Source organism: Microbispora bryophytorum, assembly GCF_043197435.1.
Taxonomy (GTDB): Bacteria; Actinomycetota; Actinomycetes; order Streptosporangiales; family Streptosporangiaceae; genus Microbispora; species Microbispora bryophytorum.
In genome coordinates, this window is record NZ_JBICTF010000004.1 from 254,237 (window position 1) to 275,458 (window position 21,222).

19 protein-coding genes are annotated in these 21,222 nt (G+C 72.7%); 10 read left to right on the forward strand and 9 right to left on the reverse strand.

The window, feature by feature from the left end:
- The first annotated feature begins 43 nt into the window (after positions 1 to 43).
- Together rplQ and truA are read left to right on the forward strand one after the other, a co-directional pair.
- Positions 44 to 586 (forward strand): 50S ribosomal protein L17, encoded by a 543-nt coding sequence (gene rplQ / locus ACGFIB_RS14795; protein WP_142569036.1) that lies wholly within the window; start codon positions 44 to 46, stop codon positions 584 to 586.
- Between the two features lie 94 nt (positions 587 to 680).
- Complete coding sequence (gene truA / locus ACGFIB_RS14800; RefSeq protein ID WP_393371899.1) at positions 681 to 1,571, forward strand: tRNA pseudouridine(38-40) synthase TruA; 891 nt, start codon at positions 681 to 683, stop codon at positions 1,569 to 1,571.
- A gap of 54 nt (positions 1,572 to 1,625) precedes the next feature.
- Here the strand turns inward: truA and ACGFIB_RS14805 are convergent, their stop codons facing one another.
- Positions 1,626 to 3,980, reverse strand: a complete 2,355-nt coding sequence (locus ACGFIB_RS14805; protein WP_393371902.1) for a hypothetical protein — start codon at positions 3,978 to 3,980, stop codon at positions 1,626 to 1,628.
- A 267-nt stretch (positions 3,981 to 4,247) separates the two neighbouring features.
- Between ACGFIB_RS14805 and ACGFIB_RS14810 the strand changes: the two genes are divergently transcribed.
- Positions 4,248 to 4,991: a hypothetical protein gene (locus tag ACGFIB_RS14810; RefSeq protein WP_393371905.1), complete on the forward strand. Its 744-nt coding sequence runs from the start codon at positions 4,248 to 4,250 to the stop codon at positions 4,989 to 4,991.
- A 439-nt stretch (positions 4,992 to 5,430) separates the two neighbouring features.
- On the opposite strand, the gene ACGFIB_RS14815 is transcribed toward ACGFIB_RS14810, so the two are convergent.
- Complete coding sequence (locus tag ACGFIB_RS14815; RefSeq protein WP_393371907.1) at positions 5,431 to 6,645, reverse strand: hypothetical protein; 1,215 nt, start codon at positions 6,643 to 6,645, stop codon at positions 5,431 to 5,433.
- 41 nt (positions 6,646 to 6,686) lie between these two features.
- Positions 6,687 to 7,409, reverse strand: coding sequence for a CAP domain-containing protein (locus ACGFIB_RS14820; protein ID WP_357259013.1), 723 nt, complete (start codon positions 7,407 to 7,409; stop codon positions 6,687 to 6,689).
- Between the two features lie 337 nt (positions 7,410 to 7,746).
- Here ACGFIB_RS14820 and rplM point away from each other — a divergent pair, with 337 nt between their 5' ends.
- The 5 genes from rplM (at position 7,747) to ACGFIB_RS14845 (ending at position 14,197) form a co-directional block, all read left to right on the forward strand.
- Positions 7,747 to 8,190 (forward strand): 50S ribosomal protein L13, encoded by a 444-nt coding sequence (rplM, locus tag ACGFIB_RS14825; RefSeq protein ID WP_142569048.1) that lies wholly within the window; start codon positions 7,747 to 7,749, stop codon positions 8,188 to 8,190.
- Between the two features lie 30 nt (positions 8,191 to 8,220).
- Complete coding sequence (rpsI, locus tag ACGFIB_RS14830) at positions 8,221 to 8,742, forward strand: 30S ribosomal protein S9 (protein ID WP_142569050.1); 522 nt, start codon at positions 8,221 to 8,223, stop codon at positions 8,740 to 8,742.
- Complete coding sequence (gene glmM, locus ACGFIB_RS14835) at positions 8,742 to 10,127, forward strand: phosphoglucosamine mutase (RefSeq protein ID WP_357238815.1); 1,386 nt, start codon at positions 8,742 to 8,744, stop codon at positions 10,125 to 10,127. Before rpsI ends, glmM begins: the two co-directional genes overlap by 1 nt.
- 103 nt (positions 10,128 to 10,230) lie before the next feature.
- Positions 10,231 to 13,098: an AAA family ATPase gene (locus ACGFIB_RS14840; RefSeq protein WP_393371913.1), complete on the forward strand. Its 2,868-nt coding sequence runs from the start codon at positions 10,231 to 10,233 to the stop codon at positions 13,096 to 13,098.
- Between the two features lie 253 nt (positions 13,099 to 13,351).
- On the forward strand, positions 13,352 to 14,197 hold the full coding sequence (locus tag ACGFIB_RS14845; protein WP_357238819.1) for an alpha/beta hydrolase family protein: 846 nt from the start codon (positions 13,352 to 13,354) through the stop codon (positions 14,195 to 14,197).
- Between the two features lie 124 nt (positions 14,198 to 14,321).
- On the opposite strand, the gene ACGFIB_RS14850 is transcribed toward ACGFIB_RS14845, so the two are convergent.
- Entirely contained in the window at positions 14,322 to 15,227 is a 906-nt protein-coding gene (locus ACGFIB_RS14850; protein WP_393371917.1) for an AraC family transcriptional regulator, read from the reverse strand.
- Positions 15,228 to 15,370: 143 nt separating this feature from the next.
- On the opposite strand from ACGFIB_RS14850, the gene ACGFIB_RS14855 reads away from it, so the two are divergent.
- Positions 15,371 to 15,688 carry a putative quinol monooxygenase gene (locus ACGFIB_RS14855; protein ID WP_357238823.1) on the forward strand — a complete coding sequence of 106 codons (318 nt, stop codon included), beginning with the start codon at positions 15,371 to 15,373 and terminating at the stop codon, positions 15,686 to 15,688.
- 49 nt (positions 15,689 to 15,737) lie between these two features.
- On the forward strand, positions 15,738 to 16,754 hold the full coding sequence (locus ACGFIB_RS14860; RefSeq protein ID WP_393371921.1) for an alpha/beta hydrolase: 1,017 nt from the start codon (positions 15,738 to 15,740) through the stop codon (positions 16,752 to 16,754).
- Here the strand turns inward: ACGFIB_RS14860 and ACGFIB_RS14865 are convergent.
- Genes ACGFIB_RS14865 through ACGFIB_RS14885 form a run of 5 tightly spaced genes read right to left on the reverse strand, consistent with a single transcriptional unit; the run spans position 16,751 to position 21,209 of the window.
- Positions 16,751 to 17,467: an ABC transporter permease gene (locus ACGFIB_RS14865; RefSeq protein WP_393371924.1), complete on the reverse strand. Its 717-nt coding sequence runs from the start codon at positions 17,465 to 17,467 to the stop codon at positions 16,751 to 16,753. The genes ACGFIB_RS14860 and ACGFIB_RS14865 overlap by 4 nt on opposite strands.
- Positions 17,464 to 18,417 carry an ABC transporter ATP-binding protein gene (locus tag ACGFIB_RS14870; protein WP_393371927.1) on the reverse strand — a complete coding sequence of 318 codons (954 nt, stop codon included), beginning with the start codon at positions 18,415 to 18,417 and terminating at the stop codon, positions 17,464 to 17,466. Before ACGFIB_RS14870 ends, ACGFIB_RS14865 begins: the two co-directional genes overlap by 4 nt.
- On the reverse strand, positions 18,414 to 19,277 hold the full coding sequence (locus ACGFIB_RS14875) for an ABC transporter permease (protein WP_357238831.1): 864 nt from the start codon (positions 19,275 to 19,277) through the stop codon (positions 18,414 to 18,416). The genes ACGFIB_RS14870 and ACGFIB_RS14875 overlap by 4 nt, the downstream gene beginning before the upstream one ends.
- Positions 19,274 to 20,200: an ABC transporter ATP-binding protein gene (locus tag ACGFIB_RS14880; RefSeq protein ID WP_393371930.1), complete on the reverse strand. Its 927-nt coding sequence runs from the start codon at positions 20,198 to 20,200 to the stop codon at positions 19,274 to 19,276. Before ACGFIB_RS14880 ends, ACGFIB_RS14875 begins: the two co-directional genes overlap by 4 nt.
- Before the next feature lie 58 nt (positions 20,201 to 20,258).
- The gene (locus tag ACGFIB_RS14885) at positions 20,259 to 21,209 is read right to left on the reverse strand and encodes a DUF389 domain-containing protein (protein ID WP_142569068.1); all 951 of its coding nucleotides are present in this window, start codon (positions 21,207 to 21,209) and stop codon (positions 20,259 to 20,261) included.
- Positions 21,210 to 21,222: the final 13 nt, after the last annotated feature.

Here is a 21,222-nt window from a genome sequence, read left to right on the forward strand (position 1 = left end):
GTACCTGGCACGGCCGGAGCGGGTTAGCCATGAGGAGCATGAAATGCCCAAGCCCACCAAGGGCGCCCGCCTCGGCGGCAGCCCGGCCCACGAGCGGCTGATCCTGGCGAACCTCGCCACCTCGCTGTTCCAGAACGGCCGGATCACCACCACCGAGGCCAAGGCCAGGCGTCTCCGCCCGCTCGCGGAGAAGCTGATCACCAAGGCGAAGAAGGGCGACATGCACAACCGTCGCCAGGTGCTGACGGTCGTCCGCGACAAGGGCATCGTTCACCACCTCTTCACCGAGATCGCCCCGACGTTCGCCGAGCGTCCCGGTGGCTACACCCGGATCACCAAGCTCGGCCCGCGCAAGGGCGACGCCGCTCCGATGGCGGTCATCGAGCTGGTCACCGAGCAGCTGAACCCGGTCAGGGTCTCCCGTACGGCTCCGGCCGCGTCCGCCGCCGAGGCCGCTCCGGCCGAGGTCGAGGAGACGCCGGCCGCGCAGGACGAGGCCGCCGAGGGCGCCGCCGCCGAGACGGCGGAGGCTCCCGAGGCCGCCGAGTCTGAGTCGGCACAGGGTGACAAGAAGGACGAGGCCTGATCCCAGGCTCTGTGAGCGGGCTCAGTTTCCCTTCCGGGGATGCTGGGCCCGCTCTTCGTTTGTGCACCGTACGAGGCACCGTACGAGGGATGGCGTGGAGCGAGAACTGCGGCTGAGGCTGGACCTGGGGTACGACGGCACGGACTTCTCGGGCTGGGCGCGTCAGCCGGGGCGGCGCACCGTGCAGGGGGAGATCGAGGACGCGCTGGGCCGTGTCCTTCGTCTGGAGGCCCCGCCGTCGCTCACCGTCGCGGGCCGCACCGACGCCGGCGTCCACGCGAGGGGGCAGGTGGCGCACGTCGACCTCCCGCTCGCCGCGCTGGCCGCCGTCTCGTCCGTGCGTGCCCCCGTCCCCGAGGATCCGGAACGGGCGTGGGGAGAGCGCGGCGCTGAGTGGCTCGCTGCGCTGACGAGGCGGCTGGCCGGGGTGCTTCCCCTCGACGTGCGGGTGCACAGCGTCAGCGTGGCTCCGGAGGGCTTCGACGCCCGGTTCTCCGCGCTGTCGCGCCGCTACGGCTATCGCGTCGGCGACGTCCCCGGCGGGGTGGACCCGCTCCGGCGGCGTGAGGTGCTGTGGTACGCCCGGCCGCTGGACGTGGACCTGCTGAACGCGGCGGCCGCCCGCCTGCTGGGCGAGCGCGACTTCGCCGCCTTCTGCCGCAGGCGCGAGGGCGCGACCACGATCCGCGAGCTGCAGCGGCTCGACTGGGTCAGGGGCGAGGACGGGATCCTCCTCGCGACCGTGGTCGCCGACGCCTTCTGCCATTCGATGGTCCGGGCGCTGGTCGGCTCGCTGCTGACCGTGGGGGAGGGCAGGCGGCCCGTCGAGTGGCCCGCCGAGGTGCTGGCGAGAGCCGTACGAGACTCGGGTGTGCACGTCGCTCCCGCGCACGGTCTCACCCTTGAGGAGGTGCGCTACCCCGCGCCTGAGGAGTTGGCACGGCGGGCCGCCGCGACCCGCCGCGTGCGCACGCTGAGCTCCTGACGGCGCGGCCGCGCGGCGCGTGGCCCCCGTGGGGGAGACCACGCGCCGGGATCGTCAGCGCGAGGCGCGCTTCTCGATCACCTTCGCCATGTTGTCCCGGAAGGCGCCGCTGATCGGCGCGAGGCTCTTGTCGTTCGCGTCCGGGGTGTGGCCGTCGGCGTAGGTGGCGTAGCTGAACACGATGTAGCGTCCCCACACCATGCCGGCGGCGTAGCCGCCGGAGATCGACACCTTGTCGGCCCGGTTCTTCTGGTCGCCGTCGAGGCCGCGGAACCAGACGTTCGCGCCGAGATCCTTGGCCTGGTCCACGGCGAGGGCCTCGGTCTTGCCGGGCAGCACGGCGATGCCCGTGGTCACGGCGTACTGGCGCTTGCCGTCCACGTAGGTGGCCCTGAGCACCCTGCGGCACTGCTGCTCGGTGAGGGCCTGCGCGAACGCGCCCGCCGCCGCCTTCTCGCAGTCGTCGGTCACGTCGGCCTTGACCCGGCGGTACGTGATGCCCGCCAGCGTCACCTTCTCGTCCGGGAACGCCTCTCCCGGCTTGAGGGTCTTGGGGTCGGTCTGCTCCGAGTCGAGGATGGCGGAGGAGACCGAGGCGGTCGGCTGCGGCTCGTCCGAGGGGGGCGTGGTGGTGGTCGCCGGCGGGCGGGCGGCCTGGTCGCCGTCCGGCTCACCCGAGTAGGCGAAGTAGGCCGCGGTGCCGATCGCCGCCACGACGACCACCGCACCGGCGGCCATCAGGATCCGCTTGACCTTGCCGCCGGAGGAGGAAGGGCTGGTGGAGCCCAGCGTCGCCGGGAGGTTGCTCCCAGAGGAGGGAGCGGAGGGGTTCGGCCCGAATCCGCCTGGAGGCGCCGGCTTGCCCGCCTTGGCAGGTGTCACCGGCGTGAACGCGAACGGGGTCTCACCCGTCGACTGCGAGGGCGAACCGTTCGTGGGAGAGGTTGTCGCCATCTGTCCTGAATTGGGGTCGGGGAAGTCCGCTCCGGAGGCGCCGTCGCTCGCGGACGGGCCGGGGGGCGGCGGGTCGGATGGCGCCGCACCCGAGGGCGCGGCGGATGGCGGGACATCGGAGGGGGACGTCGCGGACGGCGACTGGGATGGTGACTGAGACGCCATGTGACCCTGCGTCTCGTCCTGTCTCCCCAGTGGTGTCCCGGACGGTGCGTTGTACTGCGCCTGACCAGGCGCGATCGATGTCTGCGTGGGCGCTTGGAACGGCTCCTCCGGCTGCGGGGGGAGCAGCGGCTGCGTCGTCCTGTCGTGGGCCTGGTGCTGCGGTTCGCTGTGCGGAGTGCCCTGCTGTCCGGGGTGCGGGAGAGCATGGCCGGGTTCGTACGGTGCGCCGGGCGCCGGGAACCCCTCGATCGGGGTCACCGCATGGCCGATCTCGGTCCCGAAGCTGCCGGGGGGCCCGGCGTGACCCGGCCCAGCGTGATCCGGCCCAGTGTGATCCGGCCCAGTGTGATCCGGCGCCGGCGGATACGGGGCCGGCGCGTCCGGTGGGGGGATGCTCCCCGCGGGGGAGTCCTGCCCGGGATCGCCCGGCGTTGGCGTGCCCGTCTGTCCCGGTCCTTCGGTGGGCAGGCCCGCGGGCGCGCCGGCCTGGCCGGGCGCGGTGGTGTCGTAGGGCCCGGTGGTGTGGGGTCCCGTGGTCTGGTGGGGTCCGGTGCTGTGCTCCGGTGCGGTGGTGTGGTGCGCCGCGGTGGTGTCGTAGGGCCCGGTGGTGTCGTGGGGCCCGGTGGTCTGGTCGGGCGCGGTGCTGTGGTCGGGCGTGCCGCCTGGCTCGTCAGGGCCCGGACGCTCGCCGGACATGCCCTCGGGGGCCTGAGCCGAGCCAGGCTCGCCCTGGTAGGCGTTCGTCGGGGGCCAGGAGGTGCCCGCGGGCATCTCCCCCTGCGGGTACGGCTCACCGGGCAGCCGTGGCGGCCACACGGGCACGTCGCCGGGCTCCCCGGGGTGGACCGCATCCGGGGACATGGCTCCCTGGGCGTACATCTCCGGCTGCCCGGCCGGGAAATCCGGACCGGGCTGCGGCATGTACTGGGGGTCGTACTGCGGCGGGAGGGCGGGTGGGTACCCCTGGTGGGGCGCCGGTGCCGGGGCCGGTGCCTGCGGCCAGGCCTCCCCGCCGGGCGGCTGCCCCCCGTCGGGGGCGGGCCCCCACTCGGAGAACGTCGGCACGCCGGGCGCCGTCTCGCCGGGCTGGGCGGCCCAGGGAGCCCCGGCGTTCTGCTGATCCGGCCCGTAGGAGGCCGGCGCCGGGGGCGGGCCGCCGGGCTGCGACCAGGAAGGGGGCCCGGCCGGGCCCTGCCACCCCCCGCCGTGAGATCCATCGCCGTACGGCGAGGGGGACGCGCCGAAGGCGCCGGGCCGGGCGCCGGGATCGGCGACGGGGGCCGGCCACATGTGCGGGGCTCCCGCTCCCGGAGGCGGCGGCTCCTGCTGCCACGGCTGCGGAGCCGAGCCCGGGGGCGGTTGCTCCCAGGCCGGCGTTCCGGGGCCATACGGAGACCACGGCTGCGCTCCCGCGCCGGCCGGCGACTGCCACCCCGGGTTGGGTCCGTCCGCGGGCGGCGACTGCCACCCCGGGTTGGGCTGCCATCCCGGGTTTGGCCCGTCCGTGGGCGGCTGCTGCCACCCCGGGTTGGGTCCGTCCGTGGGCGGCTGCCAGGCGTGGGGTCCGGGGCCGTACGGGGGCTGCTGTGGGCCGGGCTGGTGTGGGCCGGGCGGCGGGCCAGGGTGCTGTGGGCCGGGCTGCTGTGGGCCGGGCGGCGGGGGAGTCTGGGGGTAGGCGGGCCCGCCCGCGCCCTGCGGGGGCTGCCAGGGCGGCTGTGCGGGCTGCCAGGACGGCGCTTCCGGGCCCGGCGGGTGCTGTTCCCAACGCACGGCGTTCGGGTCGGCAGGAGGCTGCCACGAGGAGACCGCCTGGCCGTCGGGCTGCCACGGGGCAACTGGCTGGCCGTCGGGCTGCCACGAGGGTGCGGCCGGGTCCGGAACCGGCGGCCGCTGATCGGCGTGCTCCGCCGGAGGCCGCCACGGAGGGGTGGCCGGAGCCGGGGGCTGCCATGCGGGCGGGCCGTATCCGGGATGACCATGTGCGCCGTGACCCGGCTGCTGCTGGTCTTCGTGTCCGGCCGGCTGCCACGAGTGGATGCCCTGGCTTTCCGGCTGCTGCCAGGAAGGCGTTCCCGGGCCGTACGCGGCCTGCGGCGGCACGGCGCTGTGACCCGGGCCGGTTCCGGGGCCGGAACCGGCTCCGGGATACGGCTCACCGGACGCGGGCAGGCCGAGGGCCTCGTCGCCGGGGCGGCGCGGCGCGGGAAGGTCCCCGGCGTCCCCCGATACTCCGGCGTTCCCGGGCACGCCCGCGTTCCCGGGCACGTCGGCATTCCCGGGCATACCGGCGTTTTCCGGTAGGCCGGGGTCGGCCGGTGGAGGGCCGTACGCCGGAACGGCCCTGAACCTGTTCGTGCTCTCCGGGTCGTCGTCCGCCGGTTCCGGTGCCCCGAGACCGCCAGGAGGGCCGTACCTCGTCGGGTGGGACACGGCCGGAAGCCGGTCCGCCGCACCGGCGGCGTCCGGGGCCCAGGCCGTGCCGTCGTCCGCCGGTGGCTGCCCGGATCCGGGCAGCGGTGTCTGGCCGAAGCTCGGAGGTGGCGTCGGAGGTGTCGCCGAGCCCTCGGCGTCCGCCTCGCGGCGGGCCCACGCCGTTTCGTGTTCGTGCTCGGAAGCGGAATCCTTGCCACGCATAGCCGGAAGCGTAATGGCGTGGGCGCGATCGGCGTGCCCCTATGGGCGTTTCGGTCCGAGCCGCCCCGGCTCGCCCACCGGCGTTCACCTCAGTGAACGCCTGGCCTCAGATGGGACCACCCTTCAGCGAACGGGTGTCGAGGGCAGGGAAAACAGTCGCATCGGTGACGTCCACCGCGGTCTGGTAGAGCCGTTTGAGCTCGTTCTTGGCCGGTTTATGGCCGTCCTTGAACTGGAACCAGAGCAGCACCGCGTAGTGGCCGTGGGTCCAGCCGCCCGCGTACGCCTCGCCGGCGCCGAGGTGCTTGGTGGCCTCGTCCTTGCCCGGCAGCGGCTTGAGGTAGTCCTTGCGCTCGCCGCCGCCTCCGGCGGAGGCGACCTTCTTCGCCGTGGCGGAGGTTTTGAGGTTGGCGACGCCCACGGTGCCGATGACCGTGCCCTTGGAGTCAGCGAAGCTGGCCCGCAGCAGTTGCGTGCATCCGCCCGCCTTGAGCGCCTTGGTTATTTTGTCGCCGGTGACGCCGTCCGCGCACTTTTTCTCCTTACGGAACGTCGTGCGAACGTACGACCGCTTGTTCTTGACGAATTTGCCCTTGGCGAACAGCTCTCGCAGCGACAGCGGACTTTTGTCGGTCGTCCGTGACGCGGTGTAGCCGAACTTGCCGAGAGGGCCTTCGGAGACGAGCGGTGGTCTGGGGCGGGCGGTGGGCGTCGGGGCGGCGACCGGCGGCTTCTCGTTGCGCGCGGCGTACCACAGGCCGGTGAACAGCGCCCCGATCAGGAGCAGCAGGGCGAGGCCGAGAGCCCAGGGGCGACGCCACCAGGGTCCCTTCGCGTCCGGATCCCACACGGGCTCCGGCGGCGGAGGCACCCGCGGCGCCGTCGGCTGCCGCCGCACGTCCCAGTCGCCGCCCGGCTTTCCGCCCGGCTTTCCGCCCGTCTGGCCGCCGGGTGGGGACGCGTACGGACCCGACGCGAGCTCCTCCGCACGGCGGGGGCTCTCCTGCTCGTACGGCCCGCGCCCGCCGTACGGCGGCTGCTCGGGCTGCTGCGGATAGGGCTGCTGTTGATGGGGCTGCTGTGGGTAGGGCTGGTAGGGCGCCTGCTCACGTTCGTACGGCGACTGCTCACGCTCGTACGGCGATTGCTCGCGGGCGTACGGCGACTGCTCGCGCTGGTACGGCGGCTGGCCGTAGGGCGGCGCGTCGCGACGTCCGGCGAGGGGAGGGTCGTCCCCGCCGGAGTACGGCGGCAGGTCCCGCCTGCGGGGATCCGGGGGATGATGCGGCGGAGGTGGTTGCTGGTCGCCGGGATAACCCATGGCGCTGAGATTAGTCGGCTATTCGGACACATGAGGAAGCGTCAGGAATACCCGAAGTCCTCGGTCCACCACAGGCCGCCCTCGCCCGCGCTCACGCCGACCCCGGTCGCGACCAGGCGGCAGTCGAGCAGCGTGGCGCGGTCGCTCCGCCCGGCCATCCAGCCGCTGACGACCGCCTCGGCGTTCTGGTAGCCCCTGGCGATCGTCTCGGCGCCCCCGTCGGAGTAGCCCGCCGCGCCCATGCGGTCCCAGGGAGAGGCGCCTCCCGGGGAGCTGTGCCGGAACAGCTGGCTCGACGCCATCTCGGCCGAGTGCGCGCGGGCGGACTCCACCAGGCGGGGGTCCACGCGCAGGGACCGGCAGCCGTGCCTGCGGCGCTCGGCGTTGACCAGGCGCACGACCTCCGCCTCCATCGAGGCGGAGCGCATCGAGTCGGCGTCGTACGCGTCGCCGCCGTCCGTCCCGGGCGTGAGAACGGTGTGCCGCGAGCCGTTTTCGGAGCCGTCGATGAGTGTGGAGGACGGCCTTTCCTTCCGGGGCCGGCGCTGCGGCACCTGCCGGGGAGCGACCGGAGCCACGGTGTGCAGCACGTGGTCGAGGGTGGGCCGCTCACGCGGCACCGCGCCCGCCGCGCTCACGCTCGGCGACGGGGACGGCTCCGACTTGCGCAGATAGACGTCGTCGACCTCGCCCGACCTGGTGCTCATCCTGCCGATCACGACACCGGTGAGCAGGATGGCGACGGCGCATGCCAGCAAACCCATCTGAGTCCCCCGTAAGGGGACACGGAAGGTGTGATTTTTGTGAGGGGTCTGCGACATACCGCAGTCAAATATAGAGATCTGCGCCATGAGGAAGAAGAGGCGAATGGGTATGGATTTGATGAACGTTCAAATGAGTCGTTCCAATGCCCCGTACCGCTCGCTGTTTTGACCAGGTGGCATCGGGTCGGTAGGCTGCTAGTTCGTTGTGTGTGGATCGGTCTGTCCGCAGACCGGTGCACGGCGCGTCCGGCGTCTTCTCCCGTACATGTGGAGACGGAGGTTGTCGCCGTGCCTGCGCAACCTACCGAGAGTTCACATTCCGACAGAAGGCACTGCCGTGCGCACGTTCTCACCGAAGCCCAACGACGTCGAACGTCAGTGGTACGTCATCGACGCGACCGACGTCGTGCTCGGCCGGCTGGCCAGCCAGGTGGCGACCCTGCTCCGCGGGAAGCACAAGCCGATCTTCGCTCCGCATGTCGACACGGGTGACTTCGTCATCGTCATCAACGCCGGCAAGATCGCCCTGAGCGGCAACAAGCTCGAGCAGAAGAAGGCTTACCGCCACTCGGGCTACCCCGGCGGTCTGCGCTCCGTCAGCTACGGCGAGCTCATGGCGAAGCGTCCGGACCAGGCCGTGGAGAAGGCCGTCCGCGGCATGCTCCCCAAGAACGCCCTGGGTCGCAAGATGGCCAAGAAGCTCAAGGTCTACGCCGGCGCCGAGCACCCGCACCAGGCCCAGCAGCCGGTGTCCTTCCAGATCACCCAGATCGCCCAGTAATCGCGAGCCAGGAAAGTTAAGAGGAGAACCGTGGCCGAGCCCACCGGTATCGAGACGCTCGTCGAGGGCGAGCCGGAAGAGTACACCGCGGAGGAGTTCCCCTCCGAATACACCACCGAGTCGGCCGCCGCCGGCGAGGGCGCCGTGCGCAAGCCCGTCACCACGGGCAACTCGTACGGCACCGGCCGCCGCAAGGAGGCCATCGCCCGTGTCCGCATCGTGCCGGGCACCGGCAAGTGGACGATCAACGGCCGCTCGCTGGAGAGCTACTTCCCGAACAAGGTCCACCAGCAGCTGATCAACGAGCCGTTCGTCGTGCTGGGCGCCGAGGACGCGTTCGACGTCATCGCCCGCATCGACGGCGGCGGCGTGACCGGCCAGGCCGGCGCGCTGCGCATGGGCCTGTCCCGCGCGCTCGCCGTTCTGGACGCCGAGGTCAACCGCCCGCCGCTGAAGAAGGCCGGCTTCCTCACCCGTGACGCCCGCGCCACGGAGCGGAAGAAGTACGGCCTCAAGAAGGCCCGCAAGGCTCCTCAGTACAGCAAGCGTTAATGTCGCAGGAGCCCGTAGGCGCCCCCTCCCGGGGGCGCCTCTTCGGCACCGACGGGGTACGAGGGGTCGCCGGGCGCGACCTCACCGCGGAGCTGGCCATGGACCTGTCCGTGGCCGCCGCGCACGTGCTCGGCGACGCCGGGGCGTTCCACGCCAGTGTCGGGCGGCGCGGCCGCCCGATCGCCGTCGTAGGCCGGGACCCGCGGGCTTCAGGAGAGTTCCTGGAGGCCGCCGTGGTCGCCGGCCTCGCGTCGTCCGGTGTGGACGTCCTGCGGCTCGGCGTGCTGCCCACCCCGGCGGTCGCGTACCTGACCAACGCGCTGGGGGCCGACCTCGGCGTCATGCTCTCCGCGTCGCACAACCCCGCGCCGGACAACGGCATCAAGTTCTTCACCCGCGGCGGCTACAAGCTGCCCGACGCGGTGGAGAACGAGATCGAGCAACGGCTCGGGGAGAAGTGGGAGCGTCCGGTCGGATCGTCGGTCGGCCGGGTCCGCGAGGCGTACGGCGAGGCCGATCGATACGTCTCCCACCTGCTGACCACGCTGCCCCACCGGCTCGACGGCCTGCGGGTCGTCGTCGACTGCGCGCACGGCGCGGCGCACATGGTCGCTCCGGAGGCGCTGCTGCGCGCCGGCGCGACCGTGGAGACCATCGGCGCCGCCCCGGACGGGTTGAACATCAACGACGGCGTGGGCTCGACCCACCTGGCCGCGCTGCGTAAGGCCGTCGTCGACGGCGGTGCCGACCTGGGCATCGCCTATGACGGCGACGCCGACCGCTGCCTCGCCGTCACGGGTGCGGGCGAGGAGATCGACGGCGACCAGATCATGGCGATCCTGGCCCTGTCGATGTATGCCGACGGCCGCCTCGCCAAGGACACGGTCGTCGCGACGGTCATGTCCAACCTGGGGTTCAAGCTCGCCCTGCGGGAGGCCGGCCTGTCCGTGGTGGAGACCGCGGTCGGCGACCGCTACGTCCTGGAGGCGATGCAGGACGGCGGCTACACCCTGGGCGGCGAGCAGTCCGGTCACGTGATCATGCTGGATCACGCCACGACCGGGGACGGCCTGCTCACCTCGCTGCACCTGATGGCCGAGGTGGCCCGCCAGGGCCGCTCCCTCGCCGACCTCGCCTCGGCGATGACGAAGCTGCCGCAGGTGCTCGTCAACGTCCGGGACGTGGCGAAGTCGAAGGCGTCCGCCCCCGAACTGCGGGCGGCCGTGGCCGAGGCCGAGGCGGAACTCGGTGACTCCGGCCGGGTGCTGATCCGGCCGAGCGGCACCGAGCCCATGATCCGGATCATGGTCGAGGCCTCGTCGCACGACCAGGCCAAGGCCGTGGCGGACCGCCTCGCGGAGGTCGTTCGTACGGTCTGCGTCTGACGCCGCACGCGTCGCGATTCCTGAGGACCCCGCCGGGCGCGCCCGGCGGGGTTCCTTATTGGAAACCCTTCTCAATTGCGTAATGTGCGCGTAACACTGATTTATGTCTTGTTTGACCGGTGTTCGGTCGAATTCGGTAAGAGGCCGGGAAAAGGAATCGGACGCGCTGCGCGCACTGGTGGACCGGGCCAGAGCCGGCGCGGGCGGATGCCTGCTCCTCCTCGGCGGACCGGGTGCGGGAAAGACCGCGCTGCTCGACCTCGCCGCCGCGCACGCGGCCACCGGCGCCCCCGGCGAGCCGGGGTTCCTCGTGCTCCGCACCCAGGGCGTCGCGGGTGAGACCCACCTGCCGTACGCCGGGCTGCACGCCCTGCTCGGCCCGATCGCCGACCGGCTGGACACGTCGGCGGCCGATACGCGGGTGCTCGCCGAGGCGCTGCGAACCGGAGCCGACGCCGGCGGCCTGGCGCTGCCGGCCGCGTTGCTGCGGCTCCTGCGGGCCACTGGTCGTCCGGTGCTGGTGTGCGCCGACGACATCCAGCGGCTCGACGCCCCCAGCCGGGAGGCGATCTGCTTCGTGGCCCGCCGGGTGGGGACGATCCCCGTCGCCGTGCTGCTGGCCTGCGCGGAGCCCGGCACCGCCCCCGACGGCCTGCCCCCGCTGCCGCTCGCCCCGCTCGACGAGAGGGCGTCGCGGCAGGTGCTCGACGACCTCGTCCCCGACGGCCTGCCGGGAGACCTGCGCACGGCGCTGGTCCGGGCGGCCCGAGGCAACCCGCTCGCACTGGCGGAACTCGCCGGCGCGCTGACCGACGAGCACCGCGAGGGCACGGCGCCGCCGCCGCAGACGCCGCCGCGCGGCGGCCGGCTGTGGCGGGCGTACGCCGACCGGCTCCGCGGCCTGCCGGCCGACACGGCCGACCTCGTCACGCTGATCGCGGCCGATCCCGGCATCGACGCGGTCACGCTGACGCGCGCGGCGGAGGCGCGGTCCGGGCTGGCGGCGCTGGAGGCGGCGGAGGCCGCTGGCGTCGTCGTCGAGTTGCCGGACGGCGGCTTCGATTTCGCCGACCCGCTCCTGCGCCACGTGGCCTACGCCGAGGCGTCCCTCGCCCGGAGGCGGGCCGCTCACCGGCTGCTCGCGGGCCTTCTCGGCGATGTCTCCGGCGATGTTTCCGGCGATGTTTCCGGTGAGGGTGCCGGTGAGGGTGCCGGTGAGGGTGCCGCCGACGCCTCCGGCGATGACTCCGGAGGGGAGCGCCGGCGGCTGCGGCGGGCGTGGCATCGCGCCGCCGCCCTCGACGGTCCCGCGGGTGAGCTCGCCGAGGACCTCGTGCGGGCACTGGCGGAGATGCCGAAGGCGACGACGGCGGCCTTCCCGGAACCGTTCCGCGTCCTCGAACGGGCGGCCGAGCTCACCGGGCACGGCGAGACCAAGGCCGCACGGCTCGCGGCCGCCGCCCAGCACGCCTGGCGGGCGGGGCAGCCGCAGCGGGCGCGGTCGCTGCTGGCCAGGATCGACACGCTCGCGGCCGGCGCCGAGGTGCGCGGCCGGGCCGAGCTGCTCAGGGGCAGCCTGGAGCTGCGGGCGGGAAAGACCGACAGCGCCTGCGACACGCTGCTCGCCGCCGCGGAGCGGCTGCTGCGCACCGACCGCGAGCAGGCCGTACGCGCGCTGGTCCGAGCGGGTGAGGCGAGCTACCTGGCGGGGGACAACCGGCGGTTCCTGACGATCGCCCGGCGGGCCGAGACGCTGCGGCGGCCCGACGACGCCCACCTCACGCGCATGGCGCTGGAGTATCTCGGGGGCATGGCCGCGACGTTCCGCGGCAGGCACAGGGAGGCGACCGCGTCCCTGCGCCGCGTCGCCACCGGGGTGATGGCGCCGTCCTCGGCCGGCAGTCCCTCGGCGCTCGTGTGGGGCGGGGTGGCGAACCTCCTGCTCGGCAACGGCGCCGCCGCGCTCACCCTGACCTCCCGGGCGGTCGAGGTCGCGCGTGCCCACGGCGCGGTCGCCAGCATGCCGCAGATGCTGGAGATCCTCATCCAGGCCCAGCAGTGGATGGGCCGTTACGACGCGGTGGCGGCCAACGCGATGGACGGTCTGCGCCTGGCGCAGGAGACGGGCCGTGCCGTCAGCGGCGCGCAGCACCTGGCCTGGCTCGCCTTCACCGCCGCCGTCGAGGGCGACGAGGAGACGTGCGCCCTGCGGGCGGCGCGCGCCGTCGAGCTGGCCGCCGCCCACGGCGTCAGCGTGGCCGAGGCGCTCGGCACGCTCGCGCTGGCCCATCTGGACGTCGCGGCCAACCGCCACGCCGACGCGGTCAACCGCCTGCGCGTGGTGGCCCGCACGGGAGACCCCCTCGTCGTACGGGTGATGGCGACGCCGCTGCTCGTCGAGAGCACCGTGCGGACGGGGGAGGTCGCGCAGGCGCGGGACGCGCTGGTCGTGCTGGAACGCTGGGCGGACAGCACCCGCGACCCCGACCGGCTGGCGCTGGCGGCCCGATGCCACGCGCTGCTGGCGTCCCCGGACGAGGCCGGGGAGCGTTTCGCCCAGGCGCTGGAACTGCACCGGCAGGGGTCGTGCGCGTTCGAGACCGCGCGCACGCGACTGTTGTACGGCGGCATGCTGCGGCGGTCGCGTCGCCCGGGCGCCGCCCGCGAGCACCTGCACGGCGCGCTGGAGACGTTCGAGCGGTACGGCGCCCGTTTGTGGAGCGCGCACGCCCGCGCGGAGCTGCGGGCGGCGGGGGAGTCGGTGCGGCCCTCGGGCTCCCGTTCCGAGGCCGGCCGGCTGCTCACGGCGCAGCAGTTCATGATCGCCACCCTGGTGGCGGAGGGCGCGACGAACCGGGAGGTGGCGGCCCGGCTGTTCATCAGCCCGCGCACGGTGGAGCACCACCTGAGGAACATCTTCGCCAGGCTCGGCGTGCGCTCCCGGGTCGAACTGGCCCGCCTGCTGCCGTGAGGGCCGGCAGACGGGTGACGATCAGATCATCTCTGGAACCGGCCGCGGGGCCGGTGGTTCGCCGGGGCCCCGCCCGTGGCCGGCGGGGACCGGTGATTTCACCGATGCGCGTACGGGCTGACGGCGCGACAGTGACGACGGTCAGACCGTTCGCGGGAACCGGCCCGTGGGGCCGTTCCCACTCCTATCCCCCAAGGAGTGCACCGACGTGCCGACACACCCCCCAACCCCATTCCTCCACCGGACGTCCTCCATGGTCACGAGGCTGGCGCTCGTCGTGCTGCTCGCGCTGGCCGGCGGTCTCCTCACCGCTCCCGCCGCCCACGCCGCCGTACACGGCCCGGACCCGACGGACGCGCTCCTCGAGTCGTCGCGCGGGCCGTACGCGACCGCGCAGACCGACGTGTCGTCGTTGTCCGTGAGCGGCTTCGGCGGCGGAACCATCTACTACCCGACCACCACGTCCGAGGGGACGTTCGGCGGTGTGGCCATCGCACCCGGCTACACGGCCGACAAGTCCAGCCTCGCCTGGCTGGCCGCCCGGCTCGCCTCGCACGGTTTCGTGGTGTTCAACATCGACACGCTGACGCGGCTCGACCAGCCCGACAGCCGGGGCCGGCAGTTGCTGGCCGCGCTCGACTACCTGACCCAGCGCAGCTCGGTCCGCGGCCGGGTGGACGCGACCAGGCTCGGCGTCATGGGCCACTCGATGGGCGGCGGCGGCACACTTGAGGCCGTCGACGACCGGCCGTCCCTGCGGGCCGCGGTTCCGCTGACCCCGTGGAACCTCGACAAGACCTGGTCGGGCGTCCGGACGCCCACGCTGATCATCGGTGCGGACAACGACACGGTCGCGCCGGTCGCCTCGCACGCGGTGCCCTTCTACACCAGCCTGTCCTCGTCCCTCGACAAGGCGTACCTGGAGCTGAACGGCGCCACCCACTTCGCGCCGAACACGACCAACACCACCATCGGCAAGTACGCCGTGGCCTGGATGAAGCGGTTCGTCGACGACGACACCCGCTACGACCAGTTCCTGTGCCCCGGCCCCGGCAGAAGCCTGACCGTCGAGGAATACCGCAGCACCTGCCCGTTCTGACCTACCAGGAGTGTGGACGGCCCGCCGATCGCGGCGGGCCGTCCACACGGCGCTGCCCGGCGCGTCCCTCGATGACCCCCCGTCGAGCCGCCTTCCAGGAGAACCAGCCCTCGTGAGCCCGGGCTCAGGGGAGGACGCCTGCGGGGTCGCGGGCGCTTTGACGCAGGCGGGCGGCGTCCTGGCTGGGGGGCGCCCCGAACTGTCTGCGGTATTCCCGGCTGAACTGTGACGCGTTGTCGTAGCCGACGCGGTGGCCGACTCCGGTGACGTCGCCCGGATGGGTGGCGAGCAGCAGCCGGGCCGCCTGCAGCCGGATCTGCTTCTGGAACCGGATGGGGCTCATCGCGGTCACCGCGTGGAAGTTGCGGTAGAAGGCGGACACGCTCATGCCGGACAGCCGCGCCAGGTCCTCGACCCGGAAGGGCTGCGCGTAGTGCTCGCGGATCCAGCGCACGGCCCGGGAGATGTGGCTGAGGCCGCTGTCGGCGAGGCCGAGCTGGCGAACCGTCGCGCCCTGCTCGCCGGTGATCAGGCGCCACAGGATCTCGCGCTTGACCAGCGGGGCCAGCACGGCCCGGTCGCGGGGCTCGTCGAGCAGGCGCAGCAGCCGGACGGCCGCGTCGAGCAGAGCGGGCGGAGCGTCGCTGACGACGATGCCCGGCGCCGCGCCCGCACCGGAGGGGGGAGTGTCTCCGGGCGCGGCCTGCAGCAGCAACTCGGCGACGGCGGGCGGTTCCAGGAGGAGACCGAAGCCCAGCGCCGGCCGCTCGGGGTCCGCCTGGGTGAACTGCCCGGTGACCGGCAGGTCGACCGAGGCGACCAGATACTGCCCGGCGCCGTACTCGAAGATCCGGTCACCGAGCGCGAGCCGTTTGGCGCCCTGGGCGATGACCGCCAGCACGGTGCCGGACATCGAGGGCGCCGGCGGATCCGACCGGTCGACCTTCGAGATGAGGAGGCCGTCGACGGGGGTGGTCCCGTCGGGCCGGGCATGCCGGGCCAGCAGAGTGCGGAGCTCGTCGAGGCACATGCGGCCATTGCAGCATGATTTCGCGCCGTGCTCCCACAGGCGAGAGGATCGTGCAAGTACGAGCGAGCATCGTTCTAACATTTCCGCAGGTCATGGCGGTTCAATGGGATCACCTCATTCCACCGATGAAGAAGAGGGAATCCATGACCGTCAATTACGGCTTCGCCGCCACCCTGACCGCACGGCCCGGAATGGGCGATCGCCTGGTCGACGCGCTGCTGACCGGCCTGGACGAGGGCAGCCCCGGCGCGAGCGAGCACTGCGTCGTCTACCTGGTCTCCCGTTCCGCGTCCGATCCCGACGTCGTCCACGTCATCGAGGGCTGGACCAGCGAGGAGGACCACCACCGGATCTTCGCCGGCCAGGCCGCGCAGGACATCGTGGCGCGGATCGGCGGGCTGCTGGCCAAGGAGTCCGAGTACGCCGACCACGTCCCGGTGCGCGGCAAGGCCGCCTTCTGACCCCGCCGATCACCCAACGGCCCTCCATCCCCTGTGAAAGGCAGTGACCATGACCCCCGCACGACCCGGCCTGGACCCCGAACTGCGTGAACTGCTGGCCGACATGCCCCTCATGTCCCAGCTCGACCAGGAAATGCTCGCGCAACTGCGCCGGCTCCCGTCCACACCCGTCGAACCCCTCCTCGCCCACCGGCAGGTCGATCGGCGCGAGGTCACCGTGCCCGCCCTGGACGGCGCCCCCATCCCCATGTCGATCTTCAAACCCGTGGGCGCCGTCGCCGCGCCCTGCGTCTACTGGATGCACGGCGGCGGAATGGTCATGGGCGACCGCTTCTCGCAGATCGACATCCCGCTGGAGTGGCTCGACCGGTTCGGCGCGGTCGTGGTCTCCGTGGAGTATCGGCTCGCGCCGGAGGCCACCGGCACCGCCCTGGTCGACGACTGCTACCAGGGTCTGCTCTGGATCGCCGAGCACGCCGCCGAGCTGGGCATCGACCCAGCCAGGATCGTCGTCGCGGGCGCCAGCGCGGGCGGCGGCCTCGCCGCCGGCGTCACCCTGCTGGCCCGCGACCGCGGCGCCTCGCGGATCGACCCGCCGATCGCCGCGCAGATGCTGATCTGCCCCATGCTCGACCACCGCAACACCAGCACGTCGAGCCGCCAGTTCTCCGGCGAACCCGGCGTCTGGACCCGCGAGATGAACGAGTTCGGGTGGCGCTGCGTCCTCGGCGACCTCACGGGCGACCTCACGGGCGACCTCACCGGCGACCTCACCGGCGACGAGGTGTCCCCGTACGTCTCGCCCGCGCTGGCGGACGACCTGTCGGGGCTGCCGGCCACTTACATCGACACCGGCTCCGCCGAGGTCTTCCGCGACGAGGACGCCGACTACGCCACCCGCATCTGGGCGGCCGGCGGCCAGGCGGAGCTGCACGTCTGGGCGGGCGGCTTCCACGGATTCGACGCCCTGTATCCGCAGGCGCGGATCTCGGCCACGGCCCGCCGGACGCGCACCGACTGGCTCGCCCGGGTCCTGCGAGCGGACTGTCCGGTAGAGGAGAGTTAGTCGTCGCCGGTGAGGGACAGGGAGCGCAGGCGCTGGCCGGTCCAGACGACCGCGCCGATCGTGACGATGACCATCGCCGGTACGGCGAAGCCGAGCGTCACCTCGGTGGAGAAGAAGGGCGAGGAGGAGACCTGGTCGGCGAGTGACTGGGCCCACTGCTGGATGGAGAACTTCCGCGCGCCGGGCACGTAGCCGCCGACCACGCCCTCCCACACGAGGGCGTAGATCACCCCGACCGCGACCGCGTGGCGGGTGAGCACGCCCAGCAGCAGGAACACCGCGGCGTACGCGATGCCGCCGAACAGCGCGCCGAGGGTGAAGCCGGTCGCGACGCCCGACTCCGAGCCGGCCAGGAGGTAGGCGGCGGCGTAGGTCGAGACGGCCCCGAGCACCGCGACGAGGGAGGCCGCGACCACGAACTTCGTCACCGCGATCACCGGTCGCGAGATCGGCTTGGCCAGCAGGTGGATGATCGTGCCGTCCTCGATCTCCGGCGCGATCACCCCGGTTCCGGCGATCAGCCCGAGCAGCGGCAGCATCGTGCCGATCGCGAAGCTCTTCATCAGGAGGACGGCCGTCTGCTCGTCCTGGCCGTCGACCAGCCTGAGCAGCGCGGCGAGCGCGACCAGCGCCACCGGCAGCAGAATCAGCAGCCAGATCCGCTTGCGCCCGAGCATGGCCCGGTAGGTGATGTCGGCCACCACCGTGTTCATCGCGTGCTCCCGGAGATGAGGTAGGAGAAGACGCTTTCCAGGTCCTCGTCGGTGGGGGAGACCTGCCACAGGTGTACGGCGAGGTCGCGCGCCATCCGCGGCAGCAGCGCGGTGAAACGCGCGTGGTCGGTCACCTGGACCTCGATTCCCTGCTCGGTCAGTGAGACGGCGTTGGAGGAAAGGTCGCCGATGAGCGCGGCGGCCAGACGCCGGTCGTCGCTCGACCTGACCCGGAACAGATGCGGCCGGTCGGCCATGCGGCGCCGGATCTCGCGGTAGTCGCCCGACGCGGCGTGCCGCCCGGCGACCAGGACCTCGATGTGGTGGGCGACCCGCTCGACCTCTTCGAGGATGTGCGAGCTGAACAGGATCGTCCGGCCCTCCTCGCCCATGCGGCGCACGAGGTCCATGAGGTGGAGCCGCTGCCGGGGGTCCATGCCGTTGAACGGCTCGTCCAAGAGCAGCACCTGGGGGTCGTGGACGAGGGCCGCCGCGACCTTGACCCGCTGCCGCATGCCCTTGGAGTAGGTCTCGACGCGGCGGCCGGATGCGTCGGTCATCTCCACCAGGTCGAGGGCCCGCTTGGCCGCTTCGGCGGGCGAGGGCAGGCCGTGCAGCCGGGCGGACGACAGCACGAACTGCCATCCGGTGAGGAAGCCGTACACGGCCTCCTTCTCGGGGACCAGGCCGATCTGCCGGTAGATGTCGTGGTTGTGCCAGATCTGCCGGCCGTCGAGGGTCGCCGTGCCGCTGGACGGCGCGAGGAACCCGGCCATCATGTGCAGCAGCGTCGACTTGCCCGCGCCGTTCGGCCCGAGCAGGCCGGTGACGCCGGGCCCGATCGTCATCGTGACGTCGTTGACCGCCACGACGTTGCCGTACCAGCGAGAGACCTGGGCGAGCTCCAGCACGCCCTGGCGGGTGGTCACGGGGGAGCTCGTGGTGGTCACGACGCCGCCTTCCGGTAGCGCAGGAGGACGCCCGTCACGGCCAGGGCGATCACGGCCAGCAGGATCAGGCACGAGGCGACGCCCGGGGGATACCCCTCGTCGTTCGTCGGCACGGTGCCGAACACCGCCGACTGGACGGCGTCGACGAGGAAGAACGGGTTGAGGATCAGGGCCCAGGGGGCCACGTCGTCTCGGCCGGTCGTGGACAGCACGGCATAGAAGAGCGTGGAGACGGCGGCGGTGAACATGTAGAACGCGATCACCACCGCGACGCCGAGCCCGCGGCGCGGGGTGAACGACGCGAGGGCGATGCCCACGGAGGACAGCAGCACCGCGTAGAGGACCGCGCCGCCCAGCGCGCCGAGGTATTCGGCGGTGTGCGGCGGTCCCGGCAGGTCCACCAGCAGCTCGCCGACGAACTGGATCGTGATCGGCACGGCCAGCAGGCCGAACAGCGCGACCGCGAGCGCGGCCAGCTTCGCCACGACGTAGTCGGTGACGGCGAGCGGCCGGGACAGGTAGAGCGGCAGCACGCGGAAGCGCAGATCCGGCGCGACCAGGTACGGCGACTGGGCGGCCAGGAAGACCGCGACCACCGCCTGCATGAAGACGGCGTATCCCGGATAGGGCATGATGAACTGCTTCGCGAGCGCCATCACGCCGATCGACACGACGGTCGGCATCAGCATGATCGCTATCAGCAGCAGCGGCATGATCTTCGCGCGGGCCGTGCGGCCGAACCCGAAGACGCCGCGCAGGCTCTGCACCCCGAGGGCGAGCGTCGCCCTGCCGCGCCCCAGCCGTACGCCGTCGTAGTGGCGGTATCCGATGTCGTGGATGACCGCGGTCGGCTCTGTCATGCCACCGGCTCCTTGAAGACGTCTTCGATGCGGCCCCGGCGCTGCTCCAGCCGCAGGAGGCTCAGGCCGAGGTCGCAGACCGCGTCGCGTACGGCGTCGTACGTGCGGCCGGGGTCGTCTGGGGACACCTGGACCGTCAGCAGCCTGCCCTGCGCGGCGACCGTCTCGCCGCCCGCGATCAGACGCTCGGCGAGCCGCTGCTGCCCTTCCTCGACCTCCACCGCGACGGTCTGCTCGGCCCGGGTGAACTCCCGGATGGCCGACGAGCGCAGCAGCCGTCCGCCGTCGATGACGATGACGTGGTCGCACACCCGCTCGAGCTCGCCGAGCAGGTGGGAGGTGACCAGCACGTTGATGCCGAACTCGGTGCCGACGCGCCGGATCAGCGCGAGCATGTCGTCGCGGCCCTGCGGGTCGAGCCCGTTGGTCGGCTCGTCGAGGAAGACCAGCTGCGGGTCGTGGACGAGCGCCTGGGCGAGCTTGACCCGCTGCCGCATGCCCGTGGAGTAGCCGCCCATCGGGCGGTAGCGCTCCTCATCCAGCCCGACGTGGCGCAGGGTGTCGGCGGCGCGTTCCCGGGCGGCCGTACGCGGCAGCCCGGACATCTGGGCCATGTGCACCACGAACTCGGTCGCGGACATGTCCGGGGGCAGGCAGTCGTGTTCGGGCATGTAGCCAACCACGCGCCGGATCTCCAGGCCCTGGGTCGCCGTGTCCAAGCCGAGCACCGAGGCACGCCCGGAGGTCGGGGGGAGCAGGCCGAGCAGGATCTTGATCAGCGTCGACTTGCCCGCGCCGTTGGCGCCCACGAGGCCGGTCACGCCGGTTCCGGCGGCGACCGTGAGGTCGTCGAGCGCCGTGACGCGGGGGAAGCGCTTGGTCAGCCCCTCGGTCGCGAAGCATGGGGTCGCGCTCGCTGTCATGATCCGACCCTACTGGGCGGGACGTTCGCCGGGCCTCCGCCTGATGGAGGAACCCCGCCTACGCCTCAGGTATGCCTCGTCGTGCCCGGCCGCCACCGTAGCGCGACCACAGCGCGCGCTGGAGGAGCAGCGTCAGCGTGCCGGCGACGACCATCCCGGCGATGTTGACGAGAAGCTGCAGCGCCGAGCCGCCGACCTCGTCCCAGCGCCCCAGCGCCAGGGCCAGGGCCATGTAGCCGGCCGCGGGGACGGTGGTGACGGAGATGAAGACGCCCACCAGCGCCGAGGACTTGCCCGCCGTGATCGACAGCACCCCGGCCGCGCCGGCGAGCAGCGCCACGATGAACGACCACCGGTCGGGCGTCACGATGAAGCGCACCTCGTCGTGGTGCCGCAGGCTGTCGGGGGAGATCCAGCCGAGGCCGCGTGACACGAGGGCACAGGCCAGGGTGACGGCGATCGCGGCCGCGAAGCCCAGGGTGAGCGTGCGGGCCGCGGCGCCGACGAGCCGCCACCGGCGGCGCAGCAGGCCGAACGAGACGGCCGCCACCGCGCCGAACTCCGGCCCGAGGACCATCGCGCCGACGATCAGGATCTGCGAGGGGATGAGGACGCCGATCGCGGCGATCTGCGTGGCGATGGCGAGGAACGCCAGGAACGCCCACGTGATGCGGCTGTCGAGGGCCACACGCTGCTCGAACTGGTCCCACACGACCGCGTCGTCGCCCTCGCCGGGCGCCCGCTCCTCCGCCTCGGCCGCGCCCCGGGAGATCGACAGCTCGATGTCCTCGGCGGTGATCGAGCCGTCCCGCTCCAGGCCGAGCGCCTTGAGCCGGCCGATGACCGTGTCGGCGGCCTCCCTGGCGACGTCGGCGAGCACGACGTCGCCCTCCGGCCTCCTGGCCGCCTTGGCCAGGAACACGACGTTCGTGACTCCCGGCGTACGGTCGAGCACCTCGACGACCTGGCCGGTCAGCCGGAACGGGGAGATGATCCGCAGATGCAGCACAGCCGCATCCTAG